The following is a 23,004-nucleotide window of genomic DNA, read 5'->3' on the forward strand; positions in this document are numbered from 1 at the left end:
CTGTGGTGCCTTATGCTAGAAAGTCGACACGTCCGCTGGTGCGCAGCGGCTGATAGGAATCGGGGATCGGAGTGGTCGGGGAATCGGTCGGTTGTCCGCGCTGCGAGAACGCGGCGAAGGGCGAGTGTTGGCGCGACCCCGCCGGTTGGCCATCGGCCCCGCGCCCCTGAAAGGTAAGGCTGCCCGAGTCCGAGCGGACCCCCGCCTGATCGAGCGCGCGCGACAGATCGGTGCTGTCCCGGCGGAGCAGGTCGAGCGCGGCGGGATTATCGGCGCGCAGCGTGGCGCGCAGGCTGCCGTCCTCAAACGCGATCTTGACCTCGATCCGGCCGAGGCTGGCGGGGCTGAGGTGCAGCGTCATCTCGTCCCCACCCGCGCCGATGCGATGCGCGATCGCGACGCCGGTCTCGCGACCGATCCGGCCCGGTTGGGCGGATATCAGGGTGCGGGGGCCGGTGGCGGCGATTGGGTTGCGGGCGGCTCCGGGCGCAGCGGTGACCATCGCCGCCGCAGCCGCGCTGGGGGCCATGCCTTGCGGAGCGTCGCCGTTGCGCACGGTTTGCGGCGCATCGGGGGCGAGCGCCGGAGGTGTCGGCTGCGTCGGGGTCGGGGCGCTGGCGGTCGCCGGGCTTTGTGGCGCGCCGAGCCCGGCATCGTTTGGCTGGACGATCGCGGAAATGTTCCCGTCCGGCGCGGCGGCGGCGGCGACCCCTGTTGGAGCGGGCCCGGTGGCGTTTTGCACGGTGGCTTGCGGCGCTGCCGGGGGCGCAAGCCCGCTGAGACTATCCGCCGCCATCGCTTGCGGATGTACCGAGGACAGTAGGGTGCCGTCGCGCGCAGGAGGCGTCTCCCCGTCGGCGTCGGCAGGATCACGTCGCGCGTGCACCGTCGGGCGGTCCGCTGGTGCGACGGGGCGTCTTGCGGGTAGCCCGGTCGCAGCGATTGCCTGCGGCTGAACGATCGCGGAATTACTCCCGTCCTGCGCGGTGGCGGTAGCTGCCGGAGCGGGGACTGCGGTGGCTTGTACAGTGGCTTGCGGCGCTGTCGGGGGCGCAATCCCGCTGAGACTATCCGCCGCCATCGCTTGTGGATGTACCGGGGACAGTAGGGTGCCGTCGCGTGCAGGCAGCGTCTCCGCGTTGACGTCGGCGGGATCGCGTCGCGCGTGCACCGGCGGGCCGTCCGCTGGTGTCGCGGCAGGTCCTGCGGGCGGCTCGACCGCAGCGACAGGCTGTGGCGATGTCTCGGCAACGGGCCCGGATGGTGGCGCTGCGGGCGCTGCTGGCGACGCCTCGACCGGAACGGGGGCAATCGGACGTTGCGCTGACGGCGGTGCGGTGTCCTGCGTCTTCGGCAATGTCGCTGATGCAGCGATGGCCGATTTCAGGTCCGTGTCCTGCGTGAACCGGCGCTGCGCTCCGTCGGTCTGCCCGCTGGACGCGGCCGAGGCGGCAGGAGGGGCAGTTACGGTCGGTGCGGCACTGGCAGCCGTCGACGATGCAAGCATCGCCGGTGCGGTGGCGGCCGGGATTGAGCCTTGCGTGGCCACATCAACGGGTGCCACCGGTACGGCGGATGCCTCCACACCTGCGACGGGGGCCGCTGGCACCGGCATTGGGTCGGGTAAAGCGGGCATGGCAGGCACGATTGTCGCTGCTAGGGGCACCGGTGCGGGAGCCGTTGCCATCTCCCGGTCCAGCGCCGCATCGTCCGCCACGCTGCCCTTGGCTTTGCTTGCCCGTGGGGGCGCAGCGGTTGCGTTGGTCGCTGGTGCGGAAGGTGTCCGCGCGTCGCCCGGCGCTGGTGTCGGTGCCTGTTGTAATGCGAGTGTCGCCTGCGCAACCATGCTCGGGGCGGCTGAGGGCATGGGGGCAGCGGTGCGCGCGAGGTCGATTGCGGGGCTCGCTTCGGCCATTGTTGGCCCAGGTGACGACCATGGTGTTGCGTCGGGAAGACGGACTTCCCCGCCGGATACGGCAGGTGCCGGTGCAGGCGTGGCGGTGCGCAGCGCGCGCGAAGCCGCTGCGGGGGCCGAAAGACCGGCGGGAGCGGTGACGACGGGCGGATTGACTTCCGGCGCGGCGGATGTGGCGACGCTCGTCGCGGCGGGGGCAGCCGCAACGTTCGAGGGAGCGGGATTCGCTGCGATCGTATCACGGGATGCGTTTGCCGGCACCGCCGCGGTGATGTCTGGCGCGTCCGGGATGGACAGGGGCGGTTCTGGTAGCGGCGCGGTGGCCACGACGCCGTCGGCAGCGCTCCCCGGCGAAGAGGGAAGCGCGGCCGTCGTCCCTGCCCGGACAGCGGGCAAAGCGTCGGGTCCGGGCCCGGCGACAAGAATATCGGATGCCGACGCACCGAAGGGTGGCGCTGCGGGCGCTGTAGACACACCGGCCGTCACCGGCGGTGCCGCGTCGGGCGTGGGCACGCCGATAGCCAGCGCGGCAGGAGCGGGGGGTACGGTCGCTTCCCCCTTTGCTACCGGCAGGATCGGAGCGGTGGTGGTGATGGTGCCCGGGGTTGGCGCACCGTCTGCGGTTAGCGCTGGCGCGCTGCCGATCGTGCCGGTTAGCGACAGCGCGGAAGTCGCCTGAGTTGCGGTGGGCTCGCCAGTGGTCAGTATCGTTGCGGGAGCACGACCGAGCATGGCCAGCGTAGCGAACGCCATTGCGTTGGTATCGCCGGTCATGGAGACCAGCGGCAGCGCTGGGACGGCGGATGCGACAGGTGGCGTGGCGAGCGAAATGACATCGCCCAGCGTTGCGGCAAAACCCTGCGCTACGACGTTGGGGCGACCGATCGCGCCGGGTAACCCGGCCATTCCGCTTCCAACGATCTGCATGCAGTCCCTTTCACGGCGAGCCCGTCCTACCATTATAGGCGGGTCGCAGCCGGACCGTGCTCAACTGACCGTGCCAAGCGCACGAATACGGGCGCGGGCATGAATTTCGTTCTGCGACAGCACCACAGTGGAGGGTCGCACCCGCTCGATGATCGAGCGGACGAAGGGGCGCACGCTCGGGTTGGTGAGCAGACACGGAATCTCGCCGCTCTCGGCCAGGCGATCATAGGTTTCGCGCACGGCCGATACGAAACCCTGCAGCGTTGAGGGGGCCATAGCGAGCTGGCGGTCGTCGCCGGTGCCGACGATGCTGTCGGCAAAGGCGGTGTCCCATTCGGGCGACAGCGTCACCACCGGAATGGCATTGTCGCGGGTTTGCGCCACCGAAATCTGCCGGGCGAGGCGCGAGCGGACATGTTCGGTCAGCATCGTCAGGTTGCTGGTCGAAGGGGATGCCTCGGCAATGCCTTCCAGAATGGTCGGGATGTCGCGGATCGAAATCCCTTCCGACAGCAAATTCTGCAGGATGCGCTGCACGCTCGACACCGAGACCTTGGACGGCACGATGTCGGCGACCAGCTTGGCCGCGTCCTTGTGGATGTCGCCGAGCAGCTTCTGCGTTTCGGTATAAGAGAGCAGATCGGCGATATTGTCCTTCACCAGTTCGGTCAGGTGCGTGGTGATGATGGTGCCGCAATCGACGACCGTCAGGCCGCGGAAGCCCGCTTCCTCGCGCAATTCGCGGTCGATCCACAAAGCAGGCAGGTTGAACACCGGCTCGCGCGTCGGCTCGCCGGGCAGGCCGGGCGCGCCGCCGCCGGGGTTGATCAGCAGCAATTTGTCGAGCCGTACCTCGCCACGCGCGGCTTCGCTCTCCTTGATGTAGATGACATATTCGCTCGCCCCGAGCGCCATATTGTCGATGATGCGCACAGCGGGCAGCACGAAGCCGTAATCGGTCGCCATCTGGCGGCGGAGCGCGCGCACCTGGTCGTCGAGGCGCGGTTCGCGCGTCGCATCGTTGATGATCGGCAGCAGCGCATAGCCGATTTCGATGCGCAGCGCATCGATCGCCAGCGTTTGCGCGATCGGCTCTTCGGCGATCTTGACCGTCGCGGCCTCGGTCGCTTCGGCCAGTCGCTCGGCATTGGCGGTGGCGATTGCCTTGCGGCTCATGCTCCAGGCAAGCCAGCCCGACAGACCGGCAAAACCGGCGAACGGCACGAAGGGCAGGCCCGGCATCAGCGCCAGCGCGCCCATCAGGAACGCGACCATGCCAAACGCCTTGGGGAAGCGGCCGAGCTGTTCGCCCAGCGCATTGCCGGTCTTGCCGCGCGCGCTGCCCTTGGACACCAGCATGCCCGCCGCAACCGACACGATCAGCGCCGGAATCTGGCTGACGAGGCCATCGCCCGCAGTCAGCACGGTATAGGTGCGGAACGCCTCTGCAACGGGCACGCCGTGTGAGAACACGCCAATGCCGAGCCCGACGATGATGTTGATTCCGGTGATCAGCAGGCTGGCGACGGCATCGCCCTTCACGAATTTCGAGGCACCGTCCATCGAGCCGTAAAAGCCGCTTTCGGCTTCGACTTCGGCGCGGCGTTCCTTGGCTTGCTCTTCCGAAATCATGCCCGCCGACAGATCGGCGTCGATCGCCATCTGCTTGCCGGGCATGGCGTCCAGGCTGAAGCGCGCCGCCACTTCGGCGATGCGGCCCGCACCCTTGGTGATGACGACGAAATTGATGACGATCAGGATCGCGAAGATGGTCAGGCCGATGATCGTTTCGCCGCCCATCAGGAATTCGCCGAACGCGCCGATCACGCCACCCGCCGCCTGCGGCCCTTCATGTCCGTGCCCCAGGATCAATCGGGTCGAGGCGAGGTTGAGGCCGAGCCGCAGCATCGTCGCGATCAGCAGGATCGTCGGGAAAGCCGAGAGTTGCAGCGGCTTTTCGATGAACAGCGACGTCATCAGGATCATCACCGACAAGGTGATCGACAAAGCGAGACCGATGTCGAGCAGCCATGCCGGGATCGGCAGGATGAGCATGCCGATGATCGCGATGACGCCGAATGCCAGCGCGAGATCGCGCCCGGCACCGATCCGTTCGAGCAGGCGGGTAATGGGCAGCGGCAGCACAGCGTTCACGGAGCGGGCGACACGGCGATACCGGCCTCAATGAAGGTCTTCAGCTTGTTGCGCATCGTCCGCACCGAAATGCCGAGGATGCCCGAGGCCGAGGTGCGGTTGCCGTGGCAGCGCTGCAGCGTCTGCAGGATCAGTTCGCGCTCGACCTCTTCGACCGTGCGGCCGACCAATCCTTCGATTTCGAGGCGGCCTTCGGTGGCGGCATGGTCCTGCGCGAGCTGCGACCCATCGACCAGGACGATGTCGCGCGCTTCGATCCTGGGCCCGCGCGCGATCAAGACCGCGCGATGGATAGCGTCTTCGAGTTCGCTGACATTGCCGGGCCAGCCATAGGCCTGCAATACCCCTTCCGCCGCTTCGCTGAGCGGGCGTGGGGACAGGCCGTCGGCGTCCGCGAGGCGGTGGGCAAAATGCCGTGCGAGCAGCGCGATATCGCCACGCCGCGCCCGCAGCGGCGGCATTTCGATCCGGGCGAGGCCGAGCCGCGCGAGCAGGTCGGCGCGGAATGCCCCCGCCGCGACGCGTTGCTGCAGGTCGATCGTGGAGGTCGCGAGAACGCGCGCCTGCACCGCCACCGCGTGGTTGCCACCGACGCGCCGGATGTGATGTTCCTGCAGCGCCGACAGCAAGCGCGCCTGCGTTCCCGGCGACAGGGCACCAACCTCGCGCAGCAGGATCGTGCCGCTGCCGGCCTTTTCGAAGCGGCCGATGCGCAGCCCGAGCGCTCCGGCAAAGGCACCTTCCTCATGCCCGAACAGTTCCGAATCGACGATTTCGGGCGCGACGCCTGCACATTCCACTACCAGGATCGGGCCGAGCCGCCCCGATGCCTCATGGATGGCGCGGGCCATCAAGCCCTTGCCCGTGCCGGTTTCGCCGACCAGCAGTACGGGCGACGCGCTTCGCGCCACCGCCAGCGCAAGGTTGCGCGCCCGCGCAAGATCGGGTGCGTCGCCGAGGATTTCGATCGACCCCCGTGTGACGACCGAGGCGATGGCCGCGGCGATCAGCGCGCGTTCGGGCGGCAAAGGCAGATAGTCGCGCGCGCCTGCGCGAATGGCCGCCACCGCTTGCTGCGCCGAGGCATTAATGCCGCACGCGATGACGGGGACGGCGAAGCGTTCGTCGCGCAGGTGCTGCAAGAAACCGCGAACGTCGGCATCGACGTCGATCATCACCAGGTCGCCGCCGTTCATCCGCAACAGCGCGATCGCCTGGGGGGCATCGTCCGCCATCGTCACGTCCGCCCCCGCCGCGCGTGCCAGATCGGCGGCGAGGCGAAATTCCGAGCCGGGGGCCCCGACGAGCAGCAATCGTACCGCCGGTGTCATACCCTTCATCGTTCGCCCCGCACGATTTCGGTCAGCGTCACGCCGAGCGAACCGTCGATCAGCACGACCTCGCCACGCGCGATCAGGCGGTTGTTGACGAAGATGTCGACCGGCTCCCCGACGCGACGGTCCAGTTCGACCACCGTGCCGACGACGAGTTGCAGCAATTTGCCCACCGGCATGCGCGACCGGCCGAGGACGGCCTGCACCTTGACCGGCACATCATAGACCGCTTCCAGCCCTTCGGCGGGGCTGCCGCCAGCCGCAGGGCGAATGGGCTCGTCGGCGAAATCGGCGATGAAAGGTTGTTCGGTCTGCGCCGGCGAGTCGATCGCAACCAGCGAGGGTTCGGAATCCATGGGCTGTTCCATCTTATGAGTTCATCCATTGCCGGATTACGGAGGCGGATTCGGGCGGGCTTTCGGCGATCGTCGTGCCGATGCGCTTGAGTGCCGAAAGTTTGATGCGGCCATCGACTTGGGCGAGCGCGATTTCCTGGTCGAGCAGATGCTGCTCGCCGCCGAGCGCGGCGATTTGCTGCATCGCGTCGGGGTCGCCATCGGCGGCGCGCGCGGCGAGCGCCAGGCGCTCGGGATCGCTGCCGAGTTGCGGCGTCTGCTCGGCCATTGCGACGGGTTCAGGTGCCGGTTTGGGGAGCAGCATGCGCAGGACGATGATGCCGACCACCGCGATCACCAGCAGTTCGATCAGCGAGAAGACCTTGTCCATCGGCAGCAGCGACAGCAACCCGCTCTTGTTTTCGGCCAGTGCGTCGCCGGCGGTGAAGGGCATGCTCTCGACGACGACGCTGTCACCGCGCTTGGTGTCGATTCCCGCCGCATTCTCGACGATGCGGGTCAGCCGCTGGATCTGCGCGGCGGGCAGGCCCTTGGGGCCGCCATCGACCATGACCGCGATCGACAAGCGCTTGATCTGGCCGGGGACGCGCACCGTCACCGTGTGCGTGCTGCTATTTTCATAGGTGGTGTCTTCGGAATTTTGCGTGCTGGCCGTCTTGCGCGAGGTGCCGCTTCCCGTAGCCGGGCTGGCCTGCGCATCGGGCAATTGCCCCGCAACCGAAGCTTGCGGCGTCGTTGCGTTATTCTCGGCATTCTGGTCGCCGGATTCGACCGTGGTCTGATGGCCGATGACCTGCTTGTCGGGGTCGAAGGCGGTGGTCTCCTCGCGCGTCTGGTCGCGGTCGATCAGCGCGGAAACCTCGGCGCGGACCTTGCCCATGCCGACGATCGGGGCGAGCAGCGATTCGATTTCGTCGCGCAATTTCGCTTCGGTGGCGGTCTGGCGCTCATCGGCTTCGGCTCCGCCCGCCGACCCGGCGTCACCGGCGCGGGCCAGCAGGGCTCCCGTCTGGTCGACCACCGACACCGCTTCGGGCGCGAGCTCGGGCACCGAGGAGGCGACCAGATAGCGGATCGAGGCGACCGCTTCGGTGGACAGCCGCCCCTTGGTCTTGACCGTGACGGCGGCGGTCGATTTGCGGCTTTCGGTCGCGAACATCGCGCGCTCGGGCATGACGATGTGGACGCGCGCCTTGGATACGCCGTCCAGGCTTTCGATCGATTTGCCCAATTCGCCTTCGATCGCGCGCGTCTCGTTCAGCTTCGCGCGCGAAGCGGACACGCCGAAGCTCTGTTCGTTGTCGAGCACGTCATAGCCGATCTTGCCGCCAAGATGATCGCCCGCCATCGCCATACGCAATTCCGCCAGCTTGTCCTGCGGCGCGAGGATCGAGGTGCCGTCGGCAGACAGCCGATAGTCGACGCCCTTTGCCTTCAGCTTCTCGGTGATCGATTGCGCGGCGGCAGGATCGAGATCGGTGAACAAAAAGCCCATCGAGGAGGTCGACCCGCCTCGTGTCGCCACGAACGCGAGCGCCGCCAATACCGCGAGCGCCACACCGGCCATTACGGCAAGCCGTCTTACGCCCAATTGCGAAAAGAGAGTGCGCGCTGCGTCCAAAGTGTGTCCCGATCCTGACCGTCGGGGCGAGCCCCCATGACTATCTTATAGGATGGAGACGGGCGGCAATTTCTGCCGGGCGGAAAAAATTGCCGTGTGGCGAGATCAGGCGCTGGGTAGTGGGGGCAGCAGCGGGGCGAGTTCGCTCTCCACGGCCGCCCGTCGCGCGGCCTTTTCGAGCAGCAAGCCGCCTTGCTCCCAATCGATCAAGGCGTCGCCGGGTGCCAGCGTGGCATCCGGTACGACGCCGACGTGGAGTTTGCGCCGGTCGGCGGCCTGACGCTGGGCGATGCGCTGCTCGACCGCCTCGACCAGATCGGGGTGGACGCGGACCTGCAACTCGGTGCCGCGCGCGACTTGTTGCAGCACGCGCCCGATTCCCTCGTCGATCAGCCCCGCAGGATCGCAGGCGAGCGCGCGGCCCGCAATCGCCTCCGCAGCCGCCAGCGCAACTTCGGTCGCGTCGGCAACGATGCGGCGCGTGGTATCGGCAAAGCGCGCGTCGAGCGCGTCGAGCGCGCCGTGCATCGCGTCGATGGCGCACAGCAACGCAGCGTCGCGTTCGGTGCGCGCCTGGGCAAGCCCCGCCTCGAAGGCATCCGCGCGCGCGATCGACAAGGCGCTTTCGTGATCGGCGTTGCGCGCGTCCAGTTCGGCACGCAGCGCCGCCTGATCGAGCATCGAATCGGGCATGTCGAACGGCGTCGGGCCCATCTCGGTAAAGACGCGGTCGAAGGCGAAGCGCTGGACGGTTTGAAAACTCATTTGCCTGTCTCCGTCACACGATCATCATATCGTCGCTCTTGGGATCGACGAGCGTGATTTCGCCGGCATCGGCCAGGGTCTTTGCGAGCCGCACGAGCGACGACTGGGCTTCCTCGCAATCGCGGGCGCGGACCGGGCCCATGCCGGCCATGTCCTCGCGCAGCAACTTGGCGGCGCGTTCGGTCATGGTGCTGAAGAACAGCTTCTTCATTTCCTCCGGGGCACCCTTCAGCGCCAGTGCCATTTCGCGCTTGTCGGCATTGCGCACGACCACGCCGATCGCGGCGGGCAACAGATTGCCCAGATCCTCGAACGTGAACATCAGGGCGCGAATGCGGATGGCGGATTCGGGCACGCGCTCGTCGAGCGCCGCCAGCATCTTTTCTTCGGTCGCGCGGTCGAGCGCGTTGAACATGTCGGCCATTGCCTCATGCGGATCGCGCTTGTTGGAGCGCGACAGATTGGCCATGAATTCGGTGCGCAGCGTCTGCTCGATTTCGAGGATGACTTCCTTCTGCACCGTCTCCATCCGCAACATGCGCATGATGACATCGACGGCGAATTCACTGGGCAATTCGGACAGCACGCGCGCGGCATGTTCGGAACGCAGCTTCGACAGGATCACCGCGACCGTCTGCGGATATTCGTGTCGTAGCCCCTGGGCGAGCACGGTTTCGCTGACATTCGACAGCTTGTCCCACATCGTCCGGCCAGAGGGCCCGCGAATATCCTCCATGATGTCCTTGACGCGCTCGCCGGGCAGGATGCCCGAGAGCAGCCGCTCGGTCGATTCGTAGGAGCCGTGCAGCGAGGCCATGCTGGCGACCTCGCCGCTGAAATGCACGAGCAGATATTCGACCACGACGGCGGGGATGCGGCCGAGGCCCGCGATCGTCGCCGACAGTTCCTTGATTTCGTCGACCGAAAGCTGTTCCCAGATCGGCGCACCGTGTTCTTTCCCGAGCGCGAGCATCAAGGCCGCAGCTCGCTGCTGACCGGTGAATCGCTTCATTTCAGGCGGTTCGCCCATCTGCGCCATCATGTTCACCAATTTTCCCCAGAAAATTCGCCGAAAGCACGGCCTTCGAGCGTCTCTCCCTGCTATTATAGGAAGAGTCTTATAGGGATGACGGAGATGTCGGCGGATTTATCGGGGAGCTTGATCGGGCTGAGCCTTATGACGGGCAGCAATTCGTTCGCGGATTTCAGCGCCTCCAACAGCAGCGCCCCCACGATCGAATCCAAAGCCGTGCGCGTCGCCAAGGCGCAGTTTACGACTGCGCCAACGACGCCGCCGTGGAAGGAAACGCCGACGACGCTACCGGTGTCGGCGCAAGTGTCCGCGATCAAGGCGATGACGACGATCATCGACAAGCCCGCGACGGGCCCGTCTGCGCTGCCGAGCGACGTGCAAACCAGCTTTACGACCTATAAGGCGCTCGATCGCTTGCGTCTGCTCGCCGAAACTGCGGCCGCGACCACCAGCAACGCCGCGCAGCGCGCGACGTTGCAGACGACCTTCGCCAAAGGCCTGACGGATTTGCAGAGCTTTTTGGCGCACGCCCCCAACGGGATCCTGGACCTCTCGCTCGCTCAGCCTGCGCGCAGCGCGACGAGCGTCGGAATTCCGTCCCCCGATGCGTACACGGTGAAGGGGCCGGAGGTGGCGGCAAGCCGGTCGGACGCGTTGCCGGGAATGACCGGGCAGGAGCAACTCAAGATCACGCTGTCCAAGCCTGGGGCGAGCGACACGCTGACGGTGGATTTGTCGCAGGGGCCGCAACCGCCGACGCTGGATTCGGTCTCGGATGCGCTCAACGCCGCGATTTCCGCGCTGCCGCGCCTCAATTCCGATGGCAGTCTGCAGCTGGACGAAAAGGGGATGCAGCAGCCAAAGTGGGTGGCGCACTTCACGCCCGAACGCGGGACCGAAAAATGGGGCCTGACGCTCAACGCGCCCAACGGGGCCGACCGGGTGACGATCGACCAGATCAACGCCAAGCCCGCGCTGCTCGTCGCGACCGGTGAGAGCGGGCCGGTCCCGCTCGCCGCCGGGCAGACGGCGGTTGCCGGTCAGCCGACCGCCACCACACCGACCGCGACGCAGATCTTCCGCTTCGCCGATCCTGCCGGTGCGATGGTGCAAAAGTCGGTGGCGACGCTGAGCGCGCTGGACCGTGTTGCCACCGAACAAGCAAAGATCGCCGGCAAGACGACCAGTTCGACGACAACCTTCAAGACCGATTACAATGGCAAGGCGGTGGCGACCACCACCAAGACCACCGCCGTCCAGGCCAATACCGATGCCGCAGCGATGGCGACCGATGCGCAGGGCAATACCTATGTGGTCGGCACGACGCGGGGCGATTTGGGGTCGGAACGCTCCAACGGTTCGGACACGCTGTTCCTGACCAAGCTCGACGGCGCGGGCAAAGTCGTGTGGGAACGGGGGCTTGGCGCGGCCGGGGCCTCCACCGGGGCGGCGGTTAGCGTTGCTGCCAATGGCGATGTCGTGGTGGCGGGCACCGTCACGGGCAGCCTCGACGGGGTGACGCATGATGGCGACATGTTCGTCGCGCGCTACAGCACGCTGGGCGATGAAGCGTTTACGACGGTCGTGGCGGGCACCGGCAATGATGTCGCCAAAGCGCTCGCTATCGGGAACGATGGTTCGGTCTTCGTCGGGGGCAAGAGCGCGACGGGGGGCGGCGACGCCTTTGTCGCGCGGATCGACTCGACGGGCCACGTTGCCGATCGTCGCGCGATCGATTCGGGTGGAAGCGAATCGATCACGGCGCTGGCGATCGGCAGCGACGGCAATGTGCTGGCGCTGATGAACAACAATGGCACCGCACAAGTGCGCAAACTCGACGCCGGTGCCTTGTCCAACGATCTGGCGACGCTTGATCTGGGCACGGCCGATGCGCGCGCGCTGGCGGTGGGCAGCGATGGCACGATTGCGGTCGGTGGTTCCGCGAGCGCGGCGCTTTCGGGCACACAGGTGAATGGAACGTCGGGCGGGCGCGATGGCTTTGTCGCGCGCATCGATGGTGCGCTGAGCAGCGCGGCGGTCACTTATGTCGGCAGCGCGCAGGACGACCAGGTCGACAGCGTCGCCTTTCTCGACGGTGCGATCTACGCCGGCGGTCGGACGTCCGGCACGATCGGTGCGGCGCGCTCGGGTACGGTGGATGGTTTCGTCAGCCGGATCGACGGTGCGACCGGCGCGATCGCCAGCACCACCCAATTCGGTCAAAGTGGGCAGACGACGCAGCCGGTGCGGCTGGCGGTGGCGGCGACCGGGGACAATAGCCTGGGGGCGATCGGCTTCGGCACGGGGACGATCAACCCCGAAGTCTCGGCCAAATTGGTGACCCAGACCGCGCTGCGCGTAGGCGACAGTTTTTCGATCAGCATCGATGGCGGCACGGCCAAGAAGATCACCATCACCGCCGACGACACGATGCAGACGCTGTCGGACCGGATCGGCAAGCTGACCGGCACCAAGGGCAGCACCAGCACCCCGCGGATCAGCGGCATGAAGAGCCTGCGCATCGATGCCGCCGCCGGTCATTCGATCGAACTCATTCCTGGCACCGGGGATCGCGATGCCCTGTCCAAGCTCGGGATCGCACCGCAGCGGATCGAGACGCCGGTGCCCGTGGCGGCGAATGCGCCGACCGTGCGGCCGGGCGGTGCCTATGGACTGGATCTCAGTACATCGCTGACCTTGGCGACCCCCGCAGACGCCAAGGCGGCATTGGGCAAGATCAAGTCGGCATTGTCGATGACGCAAACCGCGTATCGTTCGCTCTATTGGGACGATACCAAGGCGTCGATCGTCGACAACACGAAGAAGGCGGGCGGTGGCACGGTGAGTGCCTATCAACAGGCGCAACTGGCGGGTTACCAATCTGCCCTCGCGCGTTTGAGCTCGTCGACTTCGGACACGAGCAATAGCGGTTCCCTCGTATCCCTGTTCGGAGGCTAAGCCATGGCCGTTCCCGCGATCCTGTCGGGCATCCGCGCCGAAATGAAGCATCTGGCCGATCGCCAGCGGGTCATTTCGCAAAATATCGCCAATTCCGAAACGCCGGGCTTCAAGGCCCGCGATGTCGCGGCACCCAATTTTTCGGCGCTGCTGGCGGCGCAGGGCGGCGGCGCGGGCGGTGCACCGGGTATCGCCGTGCCCACCGTGCAATTGACCCCGAGCATGGCGGCGCTCGGCGCACGCGCGCCGATGGGCGCATCGTCGATCCTCGATACCGATGTGAGCGAGACCAAGCCCGACGGCAACAACGTCACGCTGGAAGATCAATTGCTGAAGATGGGGCAGATCCAGGCCGATTTCGCGGCAATGACCAACATCTATCGCAAACAGCTATCCATGCTGAAGACGGCGATCGGCCATGGCGGGTAAGGCGATGGCCTTATAGCGGCGGTGAATCCGCAGCCGGGGCCGCGCGGGCCACATGCACCGCCATCCCGGTGGCAGCGGCCGCTGCAACAAAGGCGTGGGGCGGCTGGGCCTCGGTCACCAGATCGGCAACATCGGCAAAGTCGGCCACTCGCGTCGTCCCCTTGCGCCCGAATTTGGTCGAATCCGCCAGAACGACGATCCGGCGCGCACGCTCGAGCAAGGCGCGCTTGAAGGTGGCCTCGTCGGGTTCGAAGTCGAGGAAGCCGCGCTCCGCATCAATCGCGCCCATGGAAAAAATCGTCAGATCGGGAACGAAGCCGCCACAATAAGCGATCGCCTCCGGCCCGAATGCGGCGCGATAATCGTGATTGATGACGCCGCCCGCGACGAACAGGCGCTGTTTCGGACGGCCGAGCACTTCGCTCGCAACGTCGATACTGTTGGTGATGATGGTGAGGTCCGGCACCCGCGCCAAGGCGCGAACCAGCCAGAAGCAGGTAGTGCCCGAATCGACCAGGAGGGTCATGCCGGGTTCGACCAGTTCTGCCGCAGCCTGCCCGATCTGCTGTTTGGCTTCGGCTTGTTCGCGAAAGCGCAAGCGATAGGGCGCTTCGAAATCGGCATCCGGTGTGCGCACGCCGCCATGCACCTTCAGCACGCGACCGGTTTGCTCCAACTGGCGGATATCGCGGCGGATCGTTTCTTCCGAACAGTCAAAGCGCGCGGCCAGCTCGGCGATCGACAGGCTGGAGCGCGCCTCGAGCAATTTTAGGATCGCTGCGATCCGCGAACTCTGGATGACGCGCAGCCCCGGAGCATCGTCGAGCGGTGAGAACGGTGTCTGCATGGCGCGATCATATCGCGGCTGTCACACAATGGAAACTCACATTTATCCACATAAAAACCGCCACAAAACCACAAAATGTCACATACTCGTCATGTCCGCGCTCTACCGGCCGGGTCGGGCAGCGCGACTTGGGGCTTTTCCCAGCCGCGCAGGGAGGGCACCACAAATGCGTAAAATGAGTACGGCGATTCTGGCGATCGCAACCGCGACGAGCGGCGTCTTTGCAACCAGCGCGATGGCGCAAACCGTGACCGACCCTGCCGCCGCCACGGACGCGGCCCCAGCCGATATTGTCGTCAACGGCTATATCCAGTCGCTTGCCAAAGCGCGCGCGTTGAAGCGCGATGCCACCATCGTCAAAGACGTGATCGTCGCGGAAGACATGGCGAAGTTCCCCGAACTCAACCTGGCCGAATCGATCCAGCGCCTGCCGGGCGTGGCGATCAACCGCGAGGCAGGCGAAGGCCGCCGCATCACGCTGCGCGGCCTTGGGCCGGACTATACCCGCGTCCAGCTCAACGGCATGGAAGTGCTCGGCAACGTCGATTCGGCGATGGACAGCCGCGGCCAGCGGTCGCGCGACCGCGCGTTCGACTTCAATATCTTCGCCTCCGAACTGTTCTCGCGCATCGAGGTCGAAAAGACCTATCAGGCGGCGCAGAATGAAGGGGGCATGGCCGGTACGGTCGGCCTGTTCACCGCCAAGCCGCTGGAATATAAGCAGGGCATTACCGGCGCGATCTCGGCCAAGCTCGGCACCAACAGCTACACCAAGGACGCGCAGCCGCGCATCGCCGCGATGATCGGCCAGAATTGGGGCGATACCTTCGGCGTGCTGGTCTCGGTAGCGTATTCGAAGCGCAAGACCGAGGAGCAGGGCTACAACACCTATTCGCCGACCCAGTTGAGCGCGAGCCAGATCTCCAGCTACCTCGGCAAGGGCCTCGATATCTCAGGGCTCTCGGCCGACCAGCAGACCAAGTTCAAGTCGGGCGATCTGGTGTTCGCCTCGGGCAACCGCCTGTCGGTGTGGGATGCGCAGCAGGAGCGGCTTGGCCTGACGCTCGCCACGCAGTGGCGTCCGGCGGACAACGTGCTGTTGACGCTCGATGCGCTGCATGGCGAATTCACCACGCACCGCGACGAATATCACCTCGCGACGCGGCCCAACAACACGTCGGGCTCGGTGATCTTCGATACGACCTCGAAGATCAATTCGATCCATTGGGACAGCAGCAACTTTGTCGATGCGATCAGCGTCGACAACGTCACCTATGCCAGCGAACACCGCCGCTCGCTCAACAAGAACCGCTTCAACCAGCTCGCGCTGACCGGCAAATGGGATGTGAATGACAGCCTCGGCTTCGACGGCCATGTCGGCTATGAGGATTCGAAATACACTACCCCGTATGACGACAAGCTGTACCTGCGCGCTTATGGCGGCATGACCACCACCTATGCGGCGGACGGCACCTCGGCGACCAACGTCTATCGTTGGAACACCACCGATGCGTCGAAATATGAGTTCAAGGAATTCTACTTCCGCGAATTCTGGAACAAGACCAGCCTGCGCGAAGCGACCGGCAACGGGCATCTAAAGCTGAGTGACATATTCACGCTGCGCGCGGGGGCGAGCTATCGCCGCTACAGCACGTCGGGCTCCGAAATCTACAATGACGGGCAGTTCCACCAGTTCACCGGCAGCCCCGTGACATCCTATGCCGACGTCTTCACGCAGAACGAGGCGGCAAGCTGGATCACCGGCAATTATGCGGCCGCATTTGCCAAATATAACGCCTCGCACACCACCGCCGGTGCAACCGACATCGAAAACACCTACACCGTCACCGAAACGACCAAGGCGACCTATGGCCAGCTCGACTGGGACGGCCATGTTGCGGGCATGCGGCTGCGCGGCAATGTCGGCGTTCGGGCGTATTTCACCGACGTCAACAGCAACGGCCTGATCACCAACAGCGATGACACGCCGATTGGCAGCAACGTTACCAAATCGAGCTATTCGGGCGTGCTCCCGGCACTCAACGCCATTTTGGAAGTCACGCCGAGCTTCCTGATCCGCGTGGCGGCTGCCAAGAACATCAACCGTCCCTCGCTCGGTTCGCTGGCGGCGGCGGGCAGCGCCAATGCCGATAGCGGCCAGATCACCGCAAGCGTCGGCAACCCGAACCTGAAACCATATAAGGACAATGCCTACGACCTGTCGGCCGAATGGTATTTCGGCAAGATCGGCCTGATTTCGGTGGGCGTGTTCCACAAGGACATCAGCAACCTGATCTCGAGCGAAACGCTGTTCAATGTGCCGTTCAGCGCGACGGGCCTGCCGGTCTCGACGCTACCCGGCGTAACGCCGACCACCATCGTCGCGGAATTTTCGCGGCCGGTGAACCTGAGCAAGGCCTATATCACCGGCTTCGAAGCGGCGGCGCAAACCAACTTCACTTTCCTTCCGGCCCCGTTCGACAAGTTCGGTATGTCGGCGAACGTGACGGTGATCGATTCGAACGCGCCGGTGAAGGGTGTGAAGACCCCGATCCCAGGCCTGTCCAAGACCAACGCCAATGGCACGCTCTATTACGAGACCAAGCGCTGGGGCATTCGCGGATCGGCGAACTATCGGTCGTCCTATCTGCGCAGCGCCTATGACGGTTCCAATCCGGCGAGCGAGGACGGTTTCGACGGCACGGTGTATGTCGACGCAGCGGCGTTCGTGAACCTTACCAGCAAACTGCGGCTGACGGTGGACGCAATCAACATCGCCAACACGACTGAGGTGCAGTATAACAGCATCTATCACCGCTTGCATAACGAGACTCAGAGTGGCCGTACCGTCTTTGCCGGTTTCACGCTGAAGTTCTGACGACCCCCTCCGGGCGGCGCGTCGAGCTTGTCGGCGCGCCGTCTCTTTGTGAATGGACGAACGCCCATGTCGCTGCCTCCCGCCGATCGCCGTGCCTTTCTGAAGACGCTGATGGCCGGTGGCGGCGCGGCGGCGGGAGGCATGTTCCCGTCGATCGCGCGCGCGCTCGCCATCCCCGCCAATCGCCGCACGGGGACGGTGATGGATGTCGAACATGTCGTGATCCTCACGCAGGAAAACCGCGCCTTCGACCATTATTTCGGCGCGATGCCGGGGGTGCGCGGTTTTGGCGATCGCTTTGCCATTCCGGTGCCCGATCTGGGCGAACGGCGCGGGGCGACGGTGTTCGTGCAGCCGAGCGAACATGCCGGGCCGCCCGACTGGATCGCGCCCTTCCACCTCGATACCAAGCGCGATTTCCGGCTGATGCGGCCGCTCGGCACGCCGCACGGTTTTCCCGACAGCCAGGCGGCGTGGGACAATGGCCGGATGGGCGGCTGGCCCAAGGCCAAGCACGACCATGCGATGGCCTATTTCACGCGCGAGGACATTCCGTTCCAATATGCACTGGCCGAGTCCTTCACGCTGTGCGACGCCTATCATTGCGCGCTGCATCTCAGCACCAATCCCAACCGGCTGTATGTGTGGACCGGCACCCACGATCCGCAGGCGCGCGGGCATGGCCCGGCGATCGACAACGGTTATGACGGGCTGGAAGATCCGCGCGGCCATGGCGGCTATGCCTGGACGACCTATCCCGAGCGGCTGCAGGCGGCGGGGATCAGCTTCCAAATCTATCAGCAGATGGAGGACAATTTCAGCGACAACCCGCTGATCGGCTTCCGCCGCTATCGCGATGCGCGCACCGCGACGTCGGGGCCGGACGCCGATTTGATCCGGCGCACGCTGACCACGCGTGGGCTCGATCTGCTCAAGGCTGATGTGCTGGCCGACAAACTTCCCCAGGTCTCGTGGATCATCGCGCCGACGGCGGCATCGGAACATCCCAGCGTCTCAACGCCCTTGCAGGGGGCGGATTATACCGCGCAGGTGCTCGATGCGCTGACCGCGAACCCCGAGGTGTGGGCCAAGACAGTGCTGCTGCTCAATTTCGATGAGAATGACGGGTTGTTCGACCATGTCCCGCCGCCCGCACCGCCCGCGCACGATCCGCGCGATCCGGCGCGCTTGCTGGGCGGCACGACGGTTGCCGCCGAGGACGAATATCACCGCCATTCGCAAGGCGAGGCCGATGCGGCGTATCTCGGCCGCCCTTATGGGCTCGGGCCGCGCGTGCCGATGTATGTCGTGTCGCCGTGGAGCCGCGGCGGCTATGTCGCGTCCGAAGTGTTCGATCACACCAGCGTCATTCGCTTCCTCGAAACGCGCTTCGGCGTGGCCGAACCCAATATCAGCGCCTGGCGGCGCGCGGTGTGCGGCGATTTGACCTCGTGTTTCGATTTCTCGCGCGCCGACGACCGGGCGTTTGCCAGCGCCTTGCCGCCAACGCGGGCGCTGTCCGAACGCGCGGCGACGCTCAAGGAGACGCGCCCGCTGCCACCCGCCGCGCTGACCGCGCCGGTGCAGGAAGCAGGCATCCGTCGCCGCCGCGCAACGCCCTATCGGCTCGATGCGACGCTGATGGCTGCGGCGGGGCAGGTGCCGGGGTTGCTGCTGTCCAACACCGGGCGCGAGCGCGCGGCGGTGTTCCATCTCTATCCGCTGACCGATCTTGCGGGCGGGCCGCGCCGCTATACCGTTGGCGCAGGGCAATCGCTTGCCGCCGAACTGCCGGTGGGCGCGGATGGGGCCTATGATGCGTTTCTGCTCGGGCCGGCCGGGTTTCACCGGCGCTTCACTGGGCGCAGCGCGGGCTTTGCGCCGATGCTCGAGGCGAAGGGAGTGCGGGTACGCAACCATGGTCACGCCGCACTGACGCTGACGGTGCGCGATCTCGCTTATGGCCAGCCGCCGCGCACGCTGGAGGTCGCTGCGCATGCCGAGAGCGTGGTGCCGATCGATCTGTCGGGCAGCCAAGGCTGGTACGATCTGCTCGTCACCAGCGCGACCGAGCAGGTACGCCTTGCCGGTCATCAGGAGAACGGCGGCGAATCCTTCAGCGATCCGGTCGCGCATGGCGCGGCACCGCTGGTCATCGCCTCGCCCAACCCGGCCGCGTGACGCGACCGGGGCTTCAATAATACGCGCGCGCCAGCACCTCCGCCTCGATCGCGCAAGCGGCGGGATCGACCTTGGGGGCGGTGGCGCGGGCGCGGGCGAGTTCGACGCGCGCCAGCTCGAGCTGCTGGCGGAACGATGCGGAGCCGTGCAGCACCGCCGAGGCGGCGGCCCCCGCTTGCCAGCCGCCCTCAACCGCGCTGGCCGAATGCGCGCCGCAAATCACGCGGCTTTCGCCCGCCTGACGACCCCGCGCGAGCAATTCGTTCGCCCGGTCGGGCGCGAGTTCGGCGAGCAATAATGCCTCCAGCCAGCCATTGGCGGCATGGCCCGAGGGATAATCGCCGCTGCGGGCGAGCGCGGCGGTGCGCGCCTGACACATGGGCGCATCATTGTCGGCATAGGGCCGGGCCCGCGCGTAATGGGTTTTGACGGGCTCGACGAGGAAGCCCGCGCCCGCCCGGTCGAAGAGACTCGCCAGGATCGGCACGTCGCTGGCCTTCAACGTCACGCCGAGCGCGCAGGCATAACGCGACAACGGGCCATTCTCGACATCGCGCTGCGCGATCCGCCAGCGCGGACTGCCCTGCAGGGCGCGCGTCGCCTGGAAGATCGCGCGGTCGGCAATATCGCGCGCCGATCCGGCGGCGGGCGGGGCGGACAGGATCCGCACGCCGTCCATGGGGTGCATCCAGGGATCGCCGATCGCGGCGACGGCGCTGCCCATTGCTGCAACCGCGACGAGGCCTGCGAGGAAAAGACGCTTAGACATCGAGCCGCATCTCCCCGATGGCGGGGTCGGTCCGGCCCGGTCGCCCGTTTTCGACCTTGCCCGCGAAGCGACGCAAAAACGCGGGATCGTCGGGCGAGCGTATCGTCAGATCATACCAGCGGTCGCTCGCCGCCAGATCCCAGCGGTCGCGCAGCGTTGCACCGGCGGGCACGGTGAAGGCACGGGTTCGCAGGGTCGACGCTGGATAGGCCGGGTCGAGCGTGATCGTATAGCGTAGTGGCACAGTAGCGGGGTTGGCGAGCGAGAGTTCGACCGCATCCTGGCTGGGCAATGCGAGCAAGCCGACCTCCGCCGTGCCCGCCAGCGTCCCGGCATAACGGCGCAGCAACCCGTCGGGGCCGATCACGCTCAGGTCGTAGCGGTCGGTGACGGTGCCGTCGTCATGCCACTGCGTGCTGGCATAGTGGTCGCCCGCGCCGATCGTATAGTGCCAGGGGCCGCCGCGATCGTGATTGTCGTGGACGGTCAGCACTGCACCGGTCGTGCCGCGGTTGACCAGGTCGAGGCGGAAGCGCCGATCCGCGTCGACCCGAGCGAGGATGTCGAGCCGATAGGGCAGGGCGCGGGCAGGGCGTTGCCCGGACATTTGCCGGGATGCGCTTTGCACCGCCGGAATCGCGGTGGCGCGCCCGGCCTGCGAACGCGCGATGCGCTGTTCGAAATCGGCGGTGCCGGGCAAGGCGAGGCTCGCCCAGTCGCGATTGGGTTGTGCGAAATCGAAGGCGGAGATGAGATCGCCACACACTGCGCGCCGCCACGGACCGATATTGGGCTCGGCCACGCCGAAGCGCGCCTCCAGAAAGCGCAGTACCGACGTGTGGTCGAACAGTTCGGAGCAGACGAAACCGCCCCGGCTCCACGGCGAGACGAGGAGTGCGGGCACGCGAATGCCCAGGCCGATCGGCTGCGCGCCCTGATTGTCGCCGCTGGCATAGTGTTTTGCTTCACCGGCGATCGACACCGTGCTGTGGCCCGGCAAGTCCCCCACCGGCGGGACGGGGGACGGCATATGGTCGTAAAAGCCGCCGCTCTCGTCATAATTGACGATGAACACCGTCTTGGCGAAGACTTCCGGATGGTCGACCAACGCGGCGATCAGTTCGGCGCAGAGATGTTCGCCGCGCGCGGGCACGGCGGTCGGATGTTCGGACAGGTCGGCGGCGGTGACGATCCACGACACCTGCGGCAAAGTCCCCGCCGCCAGATCGCGCCGGAAGCCCTCGACCAGTTGCTCCCCGTCCGAACGGGTGCGGTCGGCCCCGGTCTTGTGCTCGCTCACCCACGATCGACCGCGCCGATACAAAGCGGAATCGCGCGCGCAGGGGCGGAAGGCGGGAAACACCGACAGCGTGTTGTCGCCGAAATTGTCATATTCCTGATAGACCTTCCAGCTTACGCCCGCTTGTTCCAGCCGCTCGGCATAAGTGGTCCAGCGATAGGCATCGGGGCGCAGCGGCTGGTCGGTCGCCATGTCGGCGCTGGGCGTTTCGTCCTCGCCATAATTGTCCATTTCGGGATCGCCGCCGACCGTGCCACCGCCATTGCAGCCGGTGAACAAATGCAGCCGGTTGGGATAGGTCTGCGTCAGCGTCGAAGCGTGATAGGCGTCGCAAATCGTGAAAGCGTTGGCGAGCGCGTAATAGAAGGGCAGGTCGCCCGCGCCATAATGCAGCATCCGCTGGTGCAATTGCCGCGTCGCGCCCCAGCGATCGCACCGACCCCGGTTGAAGATGGTGAGATTGTGCTGATGGCCCTGTTCGGAGCCATCGACGCGGAACGACTGCGTCGTGGTCGAATCGCCGTGGAAGGGCAGCACGAAGCCATCGGGATGCTGCGCGCTCGGTTGCGCCCACACGCTGCCCCCGCCGGGGAGGCGCAGCGGGCGTGGATCGCCCAGCCCGCGCACGCCATTATAGCTGCCAAAATAATGATCGAACGACCGATTTTCCTGCATGAAGATCACGACATGCTCGACATCGCGGATCGTGCCGGTCGGGCTGTTGGCAGCGATCGCGGCGGCGCGCTCGATCAGACCCGGCAGCATCCCGGCTGCGCCCGCACCGGCCCCCGCCGCCATCTGCAGAAAGCGCCGTCTGGTCGCATCGTTCACAGGTATTCTCCGTCGATCCGGGGCGAATGTCGCCACCAGGTCATAAATCTGGTATAGTCCAGTTAAACGACAATCGTGCGACAGTCGCGCTTCGGATCGCCGCTTCTGCAAAGGAAAATGCCCATGCCCGCCGCCCTTATCGACCAGATTTACGCGCTGTTCGCCGAGTATGGCGACGATCGCTATGGCGAGGAGGTCGATCAGCTGCAGCACGTGCTGCAAGCGGCGCAGGCCGCGCGCGAGGATGGCGCGTCGGACACGCTGATCGCGGCGGCGCTGCTCCATGACATTGGTCAGTTCGTTGACGGGGCCGGGCTCGCTGCCGATCTGCACGGCGCGGACGCGCGGCACGAGGAGTTGGGTGCGGCGCTGCTCGCCACGGCCTTTCCGCCCGCAGTGTATGAGCCGGTGCGCCTGCACGTCGCCGCCAAGCGCTATCTCTGCGCGGTCGAGCCCAGCTATGAGGCGGGCTTGAGCGCTGCGTCGGCACTCAGTCTGCGCTTGCAAGGCGGGGCGTTCGATGCGGCGGGCATCGCGGCGTTTGAACAGGAACCGTATTTCGCCGATGCGGTGGCGCTGCGCCGCTATGATGATATCGGCAAGCAGCCCGATTGGCAGGTGCCCGATCTCGCCAGCTATCGTCCGCTGCTCGAACGGCTTGCGGTGCGTCCGCTGGCGTGATCCTCCGGCTTCGGCCATGATCGGG

At 66.1% G+C, this 23,004-nt stretch carries 15 protein-coding genes; 5 read left to right on the forward strand and 10 right to left on the reverse strand.

Annotated features, from left to right (window positions below; all coding sequences use genetic code 11):
- Positions 1 to 10: 10 nt before the first annotated feature.
- The 7 genes from ACP7BY_RS12170 to ACP7BY_RS12200 form a co-directional block, all read right to left on the reverse strand.
- Positions 11 to 2,842, reverse strand: a complete 2,832-nt coding sequence (locus ACP7BY_RS12170; protein WP_137902835.1) for a flagellar hook-length control protein FliK — start codon at positions 2,840 to 2,842, stop codon at positions 11 to 13.
- Between the two features lie 60 nt (positions 2,843 to 2,902).
- A complete protein-coding gene (gene flhA, locus ACP7BY_RS12175) occupies positions 2,903 to 4,987 on the reverse strand; it encodes a flagellar biosynthesis protein FlhA (RefSeq protein WP_249340858.1) in 2,085 nt (694 codons plus the stop codon).
- Positions 4,988 to 4,992: 5 nt separating this feature from the next.
- Positions 4,993 to 6,336: a sigma-54-dependent transcriptional regulator gene (locus ACP7BY_RS12180; protein ID WP_137902836.1), complete on the reverse strand. Its 1,344-nt coding sequence runs from the start codon at positions 6,334 to 6,336 to the stop codon at positions 4,993 to 4,995.
- Entirely contained in the window at positions 6,333 to 6,686 is a 354-nt protein-coding gene (gene fliN, locus ACP7BY_RS12185) for a flagellar motor switch protein FliN (RefSeq protein ID WP_033966249.1), read from the reverse strand. The genes ACP7BY_RS12180 and fliN overlap by 4 nt, the downstream gene beginning before the upstream one ends.
- A 13-nt stretch (positions 6,687 to 6,699) precedes the next feature.
- The gene (fliF, locus tag ACP7BY_RS12190) at positions 6,700 to 8,253 is read right to left on the reverse strand and encodes a flagellar basal-body MS-ring/collar protein FliF (RefSeq protein WP_171010530.1); all 1,554 of its coding nucleotides are present in this window, start codon (positions 8,251 to 8,253) and stop codon (positions 6,700 to 6,702) included.
- 159 nt (positions 8,254 to 8,412) lie between these two features.
- Complete coding sequence (locus ACP7BY_RS12195; RefSeq protein WP_126848163.1) at positions 8,413 to 9,072, reverse strand: FliH/SctL family protein; 660 nt, start codon at positions 9,070 to 9,072, stop codon at positions 8,413 to 8,415.
- A gap of 13 nt (positions 9,073 to 9,085) precedes the next feature.
- Positions 9,086 to 10,114: a flagellar motor switch protein FliG gene (locus ACP7BY_RS12200; RefSeq protein ID WP_033966234.1), complete on the reverse strand. Its 1,029-nt coding sequence runs from the start codon at positions 10,112 to 10,114 to the stop codon at positions 9,086 to 9,088.
- Positions 10,115 to 10,198: 84 nt separating this feature from the next.
- On the opposite strand from ACP7BY_RS12200, the gene ACP7BY_RS12205 reads away from it, so the two are divergent.
- Complete coding sequence (locus ACP7BY_RS12205) at positions 10,199 to 13,063, forward strand: hypothetical protein (RefSeq protein WP_081988800.1); 2,865 nt, start codon at positions 10,199 to 10,201, stop codon at positions 13,061 to 13,063.
- 3 nt (positions 13,064 to 13,066) lie between these two features.
- Positions 13,067 to 13,492 (forward strand): flagellar basal body protein, encoded by a 426-nt coding sequence (locus ACP7BY_RS12210; RefSeq protein WP_033966233.1) that lies wholly within the window; start codon positions 13,067 to 13,069, stop codon positions 13,490 to 13,492.
- 10 nt (positions 13,493 to 13,502) lie between these two features.
- On the opposite strand, the gene ACP7BY_RS12215 is transcribed toward ACP7BY_RS12210, so the two are convergent.
- The gene (locus ACP7BY_RS12215) at positions 13,503 to 14,339 is read right to left on the reverse strand and encodes a DeoR/GlpR family DNA-binding transcription regulator (RefSeq protein WP_033966232.1); all 837 of its coding nucleotides are present in this window, start codon (positions 14,337 to 14,339) and stop codon (positions 13,503 to 13,505) included.
- A gap of 166 nt (positions 14,340 to 14,505) precedes the next feature.
- On the opposite strand from ACP7BY_RS12215, the gene ACP7BY_RS12220 reads away from it, so the two are divergent.
- Together ACP7BY_RS12220 and ACP7BY_RS12225 are read left to right on the forward strand one after the other, a co-directional pair.
- A complete protein-coding gene (locus ACP7BY_RS12220) occupies positions 14,506 to 17,217 on the forward strand; it encodes a TonB-dependent receptor (RefSeq protein ID WP_033966231.1) in 2,712 nt (903 codons plus the stop codon).
- A 66-nt stretch (positions 17,218 to 17,283) separates the two neighbouring features.
- The gene (locus ACP7BY_RS12225; RefSeq protein WP_137902837.1) at positions 17,284 to 19,398 is read left to right on the forward strand and encodes a phosphocholine-specific phospholipase C; all 2,115 of its coding nucleotides are present in this window, start codon (positions 17,284 to 17,286) and stop codon (positions 19,396 to 19,398) included.
- A 13-nt stretch (positions 19,399 to 19,411) separates the two neighbouring features.
- On the opposite strand, the gene ACP7BY_RS12230 is transcribed toward ACP7BY_RS12225, so the two are convergent.
- On the reverse strand, positions 19,412 to 20,167 hold the full coding sequence (locus ACP7BY_RS12230; protein WP_081988799.1) for an acid phosphatase: 756 nt from the start codon (positions 20,165 to 20,167) through the stop codon (positions 19,412 to 19,414).
- Positions 20,160 to 22,298, reverse strand: a complete 2,139-nt coding sequence (locus ACP7BY_RS12235; RefSeq protein WP_137902838.1) for a phosphocholine-specific phospholipase C — start codon at positions 22,296 to 22,298, stop codon at positions 20,160 to 20,162. The genes ACP7BY_RS12230 and ACP7BY_RS12235 overlap by 8 nt, the downstream gene beginning before the upstream one ends.
- Positions 22,299 to 22,421: 123 nt before the next feature.
- Here ACP7BY_RS12235 and ACP7BY_RS12240 point away from each other — a divergent pair, with 123 nt between their 5' ends.
- Positions 22,422 to 22,979 (forward strand): HD domain-containing protein, encoded by a 558-nt coding sequence (locus ACP7BY_RS12240; protein ID WP_081988801.1) that lies wholly within the window; start codon positions 22,422 to 22,424, stop codon positions 22,977 to 22,979.
- Positions 22,980 to 23,004 lie beyond the last annotated feature (25 nt).

The sequence above is a fragment of the Sphingomonas sp. PSPC2-2 genome, from assembly GCF_049897725.1.
In the GTDB taxonomy this organism is placed as follows: domain Bacteria; phylum Pseudomonadota; class Alphaproteobacteria; order Sphingomonadales; family Sphingomonadaceae; genus Sphingomonas.